The sequence below is a fragment of the Paenibacillus sp. MAH-35 genome (assembly GCF_058135425.1).
The window spans coordinates 23,565-33,960 of the sequence record NZ_JBYUPU010000061.1 but is presented as its reverse complement, the minus strand read 5'-3'; the positions used below and the strand labels follow the sequence as shown (position 1 = coordinate 33,960).

Sequence of the window (10,396 nt, the reverse complement as noted above, 5' to 3'; positions counted from 1 at the left end):
GGCAAAAGACTTCTTGCTGTGTAATCCTTACACGAACTGTCGGAACGACAGGGTTAGCTTGGTGAACTTCTCTTCGTTAGAAGGGACTACCCAAGAATCTCGTGACTTTAGTCATGAGAGGTTCAAACCCGTACGAATGGAACCGTCCGCTCACGAATGGAGTAAAAGCGAAGTCATAAGTTCCAAGTCGAATGATGAAATTAAGCCGCTCAAACGCTGGCCTTCGAAGCAGTCTTTCAGGCGGGTTCCGTTTCTAAGCGGGACCCGCTTTACTATTGGAACACATTATGGTCGTGTACCGGTCGTAATATTTTAAGATTAATCTGTCCCCATGAACGTCCGCTGAATCGAAATCAGTTGCAATTCCGAGTCCGATTGTTTATTATGGATATCACAGGTCCACAATAGGATGGATAGGGGGAAGGAGGTCCGAAACGTGCAGTACTCGAAAAGCACCGATTACGCCTTGCACGCCCTGCTTCATCTGGGTCACCCGGAACGTCATGCCAATGTCGGAATCAAGGAATTGTCCGCGACACTCGGCGTATCGGAAAGCTATTTATCCAAAATTATGTCCAAGCTGAGACAGGACGGCATCGTACGCGCCGTACCGGGAGTGAACGGCGGTTACGAGCTTGCGCGGCCGGCCGGACAGATTACGTTTCTCGATGTGATTCAAGTGATGGAAGGCAGAGAGCAGCTGTTCGAATGCTCGAATTCGAAATCGCAGCAGCATCGGTTGTTAGCCGACGACGGGACGGCCGAGCCGGTTCGGGAACGTCGGGGCAACGGCGAATGTTTGGTGGAGAAGGTCATGCTGGGAGCGCAGCAGCATCTGCACCAATACTTGCAGGAGCATACGATTCAGTCGCTATTGGATGAGGCGTTCAAGAGACATTTCAACTTGGAAGGAAACAAGAAGTGATCACGGTCAAGAAGTGATGCACTTCTTGCATTTTAATTATGGATATTGTAGATCCACGGAGGTGTCTAATGGTGAAAAAAGCAGAACTTCTTGACGTAGCGATTATAGGCGGAGGACCAGCCGGGTTGAGCGCGTCCCTCGTGCTGGGGAGAGCGAGAAAACGGGTGGCCGTGTTCGACGACAGTCGTCCCCGCAATGCCGTGACCCGCGAAACTCACGGGTTTCTTACCCGCGACGGGGTGAGTCCGGGCGAATTTCGGCGATTGGCGAAGGAAGAGATCGGCGCCTATCCCTCCGTATCTTTCGCGGCGGATATGGTTGTGTCGGTTACGGGAACGGACGGCCATTTTCAAATTGCGACTGCGGAAGGAAACACCTATACAAGCAAAAAGCTGCTGTTTGCAATCGGAATGAAGGATCGTCCGCTGGATATCCCCGGGCTGGCGGACATTTACGGGAAAAGCGCTTTCGTCTGCCCGTACTGCGACGGCTGGGAGTTAAGGGACGAGCCGCTTGTTGTCATTAACAAGGGAGCTGAGCTTATGCATTTCGCTCCGTTGATATCCGGATGGACGAACCGGTTTACGATTTGCACGAACGGCCCCGATCAATTGACGAATGAACAGCGCGAGGAGCTTCGGCGGCACCAGGTCCCCTTGTTCGATTCGCCGATACGGCATATCGATTCCAGCGACGGTATCGTACGACAAGTTGATCTTGAAGACGGGACGGCGATTCCGTGCAGAGGAATCTTTTTTAAACCGGATCTGGTTGCGGGATCGGACTTGCCGCAGGCGATCGGGTGCCGCATGACTGAAACGGGTACAGTTGCTGTCGACGAGATGGGGAGAACGAGCGTTCCGGGCGTCTACGGCGCCGGAGATGCGGTATCCCGCATGCATCAGGCGATAGCCGCCGCCGCTATGGGCGCAGCTGCCGCCGGGGCGATGAACAACGAGCTGAACACGGAGGCTTGGAGGCGTAACGGATGAATAGGTTCCACATCGGAGATTTTAATTTTGGCATAGGAGAGAGGGACGGATATGAACGACTTTTACCAGGAAGCGATATGGGAAAAAGCATGGAAGGACCGCGGGGATACTGTCATAACCAGGATGAAAAAGGCGGGGATCGAACCGGCCCGGGCTTTTGATCAGAAGGCGAAGTCTTTCAACGAGCAATCGTTTGACGCGGAGGGAAGAAAGCGGGCCGCCAGAATTATCGGCTGGCTTGAAGGGCAAGGAGTGCGATTCGAAAATGTTCCGGTGCTGGACGTAGGCGCCGCTTCGGGCGTGTTTACGGTACCGTTTGCGGAGCGGGGGGCCCGGGTAACCGCCGTCGAGTCATCGCTTCCACTGGTCGAGCTGCTGAAAGAAAATATAGCCGGTTTCCCCGAAGATCAGGTACAGATCGTACCCGAGCCGTTTGAAGAGATTAACGTGCAGGCGAGAGGCTGGAGCGATGCTTTCGATCTCGTGTTTGTCTCGATGTGTCCGGTCCTCCACGATTGGGAAAGTGTGGAAAAGGTGCTTCAATGCGCGCGAAAGTTTTGTTACATCAGCATGCCGGCGGGTTCCACCGAGCATAGTCTGGTGAATGAAATCTGGCCGCTGATTACCGGCAAGCCTTTTGGGGCGAAGTATACGGAGCTGGGGTATTTGCTGCATCTGCTCTATCTCAAAGGTTATGCCTACGAGTCGCTGATTACACGGGAAACGAAAACGACGGAAGTCCCCGCAGAAGCGGCGCTGCAGGAAATAATGAATCTGCTTCGCAGTCACGGTGTGCCTGCCGACGAGCGGAACCGGAAAACGGCGGCCGACTATTTGGAGCGTACGTATCCGTCCGGCCGGGTGACCGTGCGTCAGAGCGGCCGTTACGGCAAAGTGCTGATTCGCCTGCAGGATTTGCATATGTATGGCTGAAGCTTAGTGATAGTTGCAGTGCAGGGATCAGGCGAGTGACTTCTCCCAAAAACAGGAGTTTCAAAAGGGGGTAGCGAAATGATACTCATCGAGAATGTACCGTTTCAACCATTGGGAAGGTGATCGAATGAGTGAAATTCGCAACAAAAGCAATATCGCCCTCATAGGAATGCCGGCATGCGGGAAAAGTACAATTGGCGTCATCGTTGCAGAAGCGCTGAATAGGCCTTTAATCGACACGGATTCGATTATTCAAGAGATTAACGGGAAGCCGTTATGGCGGCTCCTTGAAGACGAAGGCAGGGAACAATTCATGATGTTAGAATCGGACGCGGTTTGTTCCCTGTCGTGTGCAAACTCCGTCATTGCGACCGGAGGAAGCGTCGTTTACTCCGAGAAGGCAATGGAATTTTTAAAATCGATAGCAGATATCGTATTTATGGAAATTTCCTACCCGGCTGTTGCGAAACGACTTGCCCATCTGGACATCCAGAAACGCGGAGTCGTCATGGATAACGGAAAAACGTTGCTGGAGCTGTACGAGGAGAGAGATCGGTTGTACCGCAAGTATGCGGACTATACGGTCGCCGCGGATGATCGAACCGTGGAGGAACTGGCAGCACGATTAATTGATGTTATTCGCAAGTCGACAGCAGAAGAGTGATCGAATGCCAAAAACCTGCGGTTCCGCCTAAGCGGACCCGCAGGTTTTTGCGTTGCCTTCCCGATTCGGTTGCGTTACGGCGCGTAGGTGCGCATATAGTCAAAGCGCAGCCAGATGTTCTGCGACGACGGATGTTTGTTGCCGGTGACGACGAACTTCACTTTATGAAGTCCGGGCGTCAACGTACCGGTATCCCAAATTTGCGACTGGGTAACACCGGTGCCGGCTCGGTAATAGTCGTACGTCATCACATATTGATCATCCAAATAAATGTCGACCAAGCCGCCGTTCGAGGCGAGCGTGCCGTACACAATCGCCCGGTTGCCGTAAAATTCGGTTTCGAAATAAGCGCCGGCTTCCCGGCCGATCCGCTCCGTTCCTCCGTAATAGCTGGAGCTGGAATTGGCCGTTATGTTGCCGTAATACGTGATAAGCGGATTGGTATCGTCAATGAGCGTGGACGTCGTCGCCACGATGTCGATGGCCGCGGAAGCTGCGGACACGATGCCGATGTCCGAGACGGCATAGACGACATAGCGGTCCTGCGCCAGATTCGTCGTGTCCAGCGTAGCCGGAACGTTGGCTTGCGCCGCTACCTTGACGCCGTACTTGTTCAGTCCGGTCCGCTGCGTCGCTTGATCGATTTTCGCCCAAGTGGCTTGCGTCGAACTTGGAACCAAATAAAGCGTGCCGTTGTCCGAACTCGTCGCCGTCAGGCCGGTGCCCGCTTGCAGGCTGGCGGCGGATACGCCGCTGACGACCGGCGCCGAATGACCCGGATCAATAATGTGCAGTGCGTCCACAGAGACGTGGTCGTTGGTGGCCGGACTGATCCGCTGGCCTTTTACGACGATTTTCATCGTGTGAATGCCCGGTGTAAGAACGCCGGTGTCGTACAGTGTTTGTTTGGAGATCAAGGTCGGATTGTACAAATTCACCGTTTCCTGAAAGACATCGTCAATATACACGTCGGCAAGTCCATACGCCGCATTGCGCGAGCCGATCCAGGCCGCCCGGGAGCCGTAGAACGGAATTTCCGCATAACTGCCGGCGATACGGTTGAGCACCATCGTACCTCCATGATAGCTGGAGGAGGAGTAGGATGTCCAAGTTCCATGATACGTAAACAGGCTGTTGGTATGGTCGATATAACCCGACATGACCGGAAGCAGCGTGACGGCATAGCTGTTCGTGCTTACATTGTGGCCTTCGTCGATCGCATATACCCGGTAGCGGCCGTATTCGAGTCCGAGCGTCGACAGTTCTGTCGATACGTTCTCGGCGACGTTCGCCTGCTTGCCGGCACCGCTTGTAACCGACCCGCGGATCGCCTCTGCCGTTGCGGGAGTCGTCTCCGGCACGATGTACAGCGTGGCTGGTTCATCCGCTTGGGCGTAAACCGACGAACCGACGGTAAGCAGCGCCGGGCCGGTCAGGCTGACGGTCGGCGGGACTATATCCACAAACGGATAATACACGTTTGCCGTCACGGTGTTCGTCGAGCTCTCGATCTGCGCTAGCGGCGACAATACGGAGCCTTTCGCCGGGTGGCTGACCGCCAGACGGCGCTGACCGGGTCCGACCCCATGCAGCTGGAATTGTCCGTACACGTCGGTCGTTGCCGTCAAGGTCGTGCCCGGAATCGTGACAACGGCGCCTGCGACCGGAATCGTCCGCTGCTCGTACACGACGCCCGTCACCGTAAACGGCAGAGCGTCCGGCTCGTAAGCGCGGAAGACGTCCACGGTATACGTGCTAGTGGAGCCGCCCTTCGCATTTTGCAGCGAGACGGCGTTGGCGCCGGCTGCAAGCGTCAGGGGCACGGTCAGCGTGCCGGTAGCGGACGAGCTGCCCGAGGTGATCGTCGAGCTGCCGTCGATCGCCGCCGCCGTCACGGAAGCGCTCGCGGACGAGTTGGCGACACCCGCTTCATACCGGTAGCGGTCCGGACGGAAGGTTGGGACGAGCGGTGCGGTGTCCAGCGACAATCCGGCCAAATCTGCCCTGTCGTACAGCTTGACCATGTGAGCCGCCTCGCGATAGCCGTCCGCGGTAATGCGCACAAGCTTCGATCCCGGCTCGTCAAAAGCGGACGGAGCAAGCGTCAGGCTGCCTGCCGATAACGTGTACTGACCCGGCGTCAGCAGCGTATCGCCAACGTATACACCGTCCACTTCACTGCGCCAGGCGGACGAATCCGCAAACGAAAGAGTTACGGCATCGCTGATCCGCAGCGGGGTGCCAGGAGTCGTTAATGCCGGCGGATGCAGTCTGCTTTCCTGCAGCTTAAGCTGGCGGACGCCCATCTTGTAATTGGTCGAGCTGGCATGCTTGCCGGTATTCGTAAACGTAATCGTATGCGTGCCCTCGGTAAGATAGCGGGTGCCCAGCAGTTCGAACGTGCTGATCGCCGCGCCGGTGGAAGCGTAAAACTCGTACGAGCCGAGCGGGCTGCCGTCTACGGCCACATCGTACTGCCCGTAGCTGCGCGCGACGAACGGGGTGAACCGGATGTCGTACGTATCGCTTTTCGCCGCGTCAAAGGCGAACGTAATCGATTCGCCTGGTGTATTCGCCTCCAGCTGGACCGTATCCGAGCCGGCTACATAAAGCGTCGGCACCGTTTGCGACGTGATCGGCAAGTTGTTGAACGAGAACGTTTCGGAACCGCTCGACTGGGACACGAGCGTGATCCGGTCGGTATACGTGCGGCCGTTCCAGTCGACGACGGCGGTAATATTCGCTATGCCGCTTCCGACGGCGGACACCGTTCCGTCCGAGCCGACGGCAAATACCGATTCGTCGCTGCTCTTGTAACGAACCTCATGGAAGACGCCGCCGAACGGACTGCCGCTGCGGGTTGTGCCGGCAATGGCAAGCTGCACCGGTTCGCCGGGCAAGTAGTAGGTTTTGTCCGAAGTCAGCGTAACGGCCGATACCGGATCAGCCTCATAACCCGCAACCGTATCGATCTGGAACGTATGCGTACCCGTCCAGCTTGCATGAGGGATGAACAGCTGGCGCGAGCTGCCGTCGCCCGCAATCGTAAAGCCGGGATCGTGCTCTTCGAACACGATCGTTGAGCCGCCGGAGCCTGTCGTCACTTCACGAATCAGGAACGACTCGGTCGATTGGTCGGGATGCTTCACCACGACGTACTTGCCGGACAGGGAAGCGGCAACACCGGCCGGAATGACGGTTGACGTCACGAGGCCGTCGAAGCCGTCGCCCGCCGCCTTGCGCTTCGTCGCGGTGATCGCGCCCTGTACGGTTCCGTCACCATTTACGGTAATCGAGCCTTTCGTCAGCGCAGTGCCGCCGACGACAACCATTTGTGTCACCTGCTGATCGATCATCCGGATGAAGCCGGTTTTCCCTTTCATCACGATATCGTCGAATACGATTGGCGTATCCGGAGAGCCGGTGTTGCTGATGATAATGTCGGTCACGTTGTCGTAGGTCACTTGTACGGCAACGGCGCCGTTCGGCGCGGAATCCAGCTGCAGCCGGTCGACGGTCCGGATTTTCGGCGCCGCCGAAGCCGCATAAGGTTCCATCGCCGTAATAAAGGTGCTTTGCAGCTGAGTGCCGTCACGGCGCAGGACGAGCTTCGGCATGTCGTATTTGACAGCCTCGTCGTTCGTATCGAGCGCTTTGCCCGACAGACGGGTGGAGCGGATCGACGGGGAGCGGGCCAAATACAGCTCGTTGCTGCCGTCGTCGAGCACGCCGATGATGTTCATCCGCGCCTTATCCGTCCCGTTCTCCGACGTTTGCAGCGTGACCCGGAACGTACCGGCGTTTTCCGGCAATACGGCTTTTTCGACATCGTTAATCGAGATATAACCGTAGTAATGGCCTTGAGCGCTGCCGCTCTCATTGAAGCCGGTTGGCTCGACTACGGTAACGCCTGCCGGCAGCAGATAGTCTCCGTAAGGTTCAAGCTCCAGATCGGTGACGAACTGCGCATCGCGGTTCGCATCGCCGTTCAGCGTATATTCGTGGCGGGTGCCGCCCTCTACGCGGAACAGGTCGAGCAAGTAGCCTTCGCCGTTCGGCGCGCCGGGGAACGTAATATGCCACGGCTCGCGGCGGTACTCGGACGCGGCGTTATAACCCGCGCTTTGTTCGGCGCGTACGACCTGCGCGTCGCCCAGCGGCGCGAATAGCTCGATATTGCCCCCGTTCCGCGAATTGTTGTTGATCGCCATATTCGAGCTGTTGACGACGACGGTATTGTGTCCGATGGTCGATAACGTAAAATAGCGGTCTTTCGTGTACGTATAGCCCAAGTCCGGCAATAACTCCTGACCGAGCGCATAATAGTTCAGGTTCAACGGATCGTAATGATTGTGCCCGTATTTCGGCACAAATTGCAGCCACACTTGCGTCTGGCCGGCGTCGCTTCCCGACGCGGTGCGGGCGATTTTGGTCGCAGGCAGCAGGAAGGAGCCTTCGGCCGTTATCGGCTTGGCCGATTTTTCGTTGGCCCACGTATCCATTACCGGCAGCACATGGCCGTTCGGATAGACGAGCAGGTCGTTGTTGCGCAGCGCCTTGTCGATAATCGGGTAATCGTCGGCCATGTTTAATTGATCGAAACGGCGTCCAGTGCGCGGCGACAAATAACCGTCCGGATCGCTGTAGCCGTTCAAGGCGTCGACCGCCCGGTCCAGACCGTCGATCGACTGCTTGTGGTACGACACGGTAACCTCTTTCCAGAAGCCGTCGGATAAAAACTCCATCTCGGTGTAAGCCTGCATCCATTCGAACGCCATATGCAAATAGTCCGGTTCGTTCAGCGCTTTGCCCGCATCGATCAGACCGAGCCATTGCGCGTAGTTCATATTGCCAAGCGCCTTCGGAAAACTAAGCACGAAATCGATCGACGGGATGAACAGCTCGTCCAGCAAACGCTGCTCCAGATCATAGCCGTGGATCGAGCTGAGCTGCGCCAGCGCATCCGTTTTCCGGACGTTGCCGAACGCGACGCTGACCGGGCTCAGGCTGTTCAGATCGGATACGGACCATCTGCCCCACAAACCGCCCCAGTAGTTGAACGGAGGGCCCGACGTCAGGTTGATCGGGTAGTTTTCCCATATATAGTCGGTCGTCGGCACATATTGATCGAACGCTTGCAGGAGCGCGTTCAGCACGTGCGCGGCGCCCATCGGGTCCGTTTTGGACAGCTGCTGAAGCTGGCCGAGAACGTACGCTTTCTGCAAATACCAGAGGTGAGCCGTTAAGAAGTACCGTTTGCCGCTGCTGTCCTCATAATACGGGTAGGTAACGGTACCGCCGCTGCGGGTGGACACGGTAATCGAACCGGTTTCCGGATAGGAGGGGTTCGGATAGACGGTCGACGTTTTGGTCGAGATCAAGCTTTTTTTATCGGCAGACAAGGTGTATAACGCGTCAGGGTGCAGTTCGGGCATTTCCGGCAATCCGGTAAAGCGGAAGCCGTTGCTCGGCGGGATGAGGTCGATCAAATCGAGCACTTGTTGGGAAGGGGGGGCATAGGTGACAGATTGCACCGTTGGTGTCGGATACAAGTCCAGCTGGGCTTGGATGCCGGCGCGAATGATGCTTTCCCGGTCGGTGACGATGTGGGAGAGCTTGCCGCCGCCCGGCTGGCCCGGTTCGTAACGGTGCAGGCGCAACTGGTACTGGCCGAAAGCGTCGGTGTCGGGATGGTCGAATACGAGCGTATCGCGTCCACCGGCGTAGCTGCGCGAGTCGATTGCCAGCGGCTGCCAGCTTCCGGCCGGGCCCTTCCATTCGAGCTGCAGCTCGCTAAGCGACGAGTCGATGCGGTCGAAGGAAAGACGTTTGCGCGTCGGCGATACATAATCCAGTTGGACGCCGCTTCCTTGCTCCGCCGTGCCGGCCGGCACTTGGCCGAAGTACAGCGAGCCGAAGCGTCCTTCGTCGACGAGGTTGGCTTTGACGGTTTTCGTGCCGCCCTGGTCGATGAAATTGGACGTCTCGAGCGGCGCCCATGCGGCTAACGGCGACGTTCCGATGTGGTAGATATGGACGATGTTCAAGCGCCACTCCTCGCCGCCGGCCGGCATGGAGGAGGCAAGCGAGCTCCAGGGCACGGCAATCTCGACTACGGTGCGCGTAGCCGTATCGTTAACCGAGGTTGTGGCATTGCCAACCGTAAAACGTTGAGGAGACGTCTTCGACAGCTGGCGTCCCATGTTCCAGTCGGTTACCGTGATGGGGGTGGTCGGTGTAATCGGCACAGGCAGCACATAATGCGCTTCACCGTCCGAGCCTTTGGCAAGGACAATTTCGAGCCTTTCTGTAATCGCTTTCACAACTTTGTCGAACGATCCCCCGATGTACAGATAGTTAGCGTCGTAGGAGACGGCAAACGAGCTGTCCGAGGCCGACGGCTTCTGTTCGAATACGGTGGAAAAATCGTTAATCGGAAACGAGTCCCATTCTCCCGGCGATAATGATCCGTCTATCGCGGGAGCGCCGCCGTACGGCACGACGAGCCATTTGTGCGAATAAGTCGGGATGGGCGCAGAGCCGCTGACGTCTGCGGCGGCCGGCGACGGGTTGTACAGGGCAAGCGGCCAGAGCAAAAGGAAAGCCAGAGCGATCAAACTGCCTTTGCGTGTCACATGCGTTCCTCCTTCATAAGAGTCTCAGATAAAGCTGCTGTCGATACATCCGGATCGGCTGCTTCGTGTGCGGATTTGCTGTGATATCACCTCACGATTCACCTATTTATATAAACTACTAATAAATTACAAAATGTATGCGCTTTTACAAAAATCCGGAACAAGTTCAAACGGTCCGGTTCAAGCGGCATAACATCCGACCGAAGGCGGCAGCAATTTATTAGGAGCCCATATACCAAGCCGAAGA

5 protein-coding genes are annotated in these 10,396 nt (G+C 56.8%); 4 read left to right on the top strand and 1 reads right to left on the bottom strand.

Annotated elements, in window-relative coordinates; translation table 11 throughout:
• Positions 1–436 precede the first annotated feature (436 nt).
• From AC3Y2E_RS32445 to AC3Y2E_RS32430, 4 genes are all read left to right on the top strand, one after another.
• The gene (locus tag AC3Y2E_RS32445; RefSeq protein WP_379217416.1) at positions 437–925 is read left to right on the top strand and encodes an RrF2 family transcriptional regulator; all 489 of its coding nucleotides are present in this window, start codon (positions 437–439) and stop codon (positions 923–925) included.
• Between the two features lie 68 nt (positions 926–993).
• Positions 994–1,917: an NAD(P)/FAD-dependent oxidoreductase gene (locus AC3Y2E_RS32440; RefSeq protein ID WP_379217415.1), complete on the top strand. Its 924-nt coding sequence runs from the start codon at positions 994–996 to the stop codon at positions 1,915–1,917.
• A gap of 51 nt (positions 1,918–1,968) precedes the next feature.
• A complete protein-coding gene (locus tag AC3Y2E_RS32435; protein WP_379217414.1) occupies positions 1,969–2,850 on the top strand; it encodes a class I SAM-dependent methyltransferase in 882 nt (293 codons plus the stop codon).
• A 127-nt stretch (positions 2,851–2,977) separates the two neighbouring features.
• Positions 2,978–3,514 (top strand): shikimate kinase, encoded by a 537-nt coding sequence (locus AC3Y2E_RS32430; RefSeq protein WP_379217413.1) that lies wholly within the window; start codon positions 2,978–2,980, stop codon positions 3,512–3,514.
• A gap of 74 nt (positions 3,515–3,588) precedes the next feature.
• Here the strand turns inward: AC3Y2E_RS32430 and AC3Y2E_RS32425 are convergent, their stop codons facing one another.
• Entirely contained in the window at positions 3,589–10,149 is a 6,561-nt protein-coding gene (locus AC3Y2E_RS32425; protein ID WP_379217412.1) for a hemoblobin-interacting domain-containing protein, read from the bottom strand.
• Between the last annotated feature and the right edge of the window lie 247 nt (positions 10,150–10,396).

Excerpts from the sequence above, each read along its gene's own strand:
- AC3Y2E_RS32440 (WP_379217415.1), top strand. The coding sequence starts at position 994 with ATGGTGAAAAAAGCAGAACTTCTTGACGTAGCGATTATAGGCGGAGGA.
- AC3Y2E_RS32430 (WP_379217413.1), top strand. The coding sequence starts at position 2,978 with ATGAGTGAAATTCGCAACAAAAGCAATATCGCCCTCATAGGAATGCCG.
- AC3Y2E_RS32435 (WP_379217414.1), top strand. The coding sequence starts at position 1,969 with ATGAACGACTTTTACCAGGAAGCGATATGGGAAAAAGCATGGAAGGAC.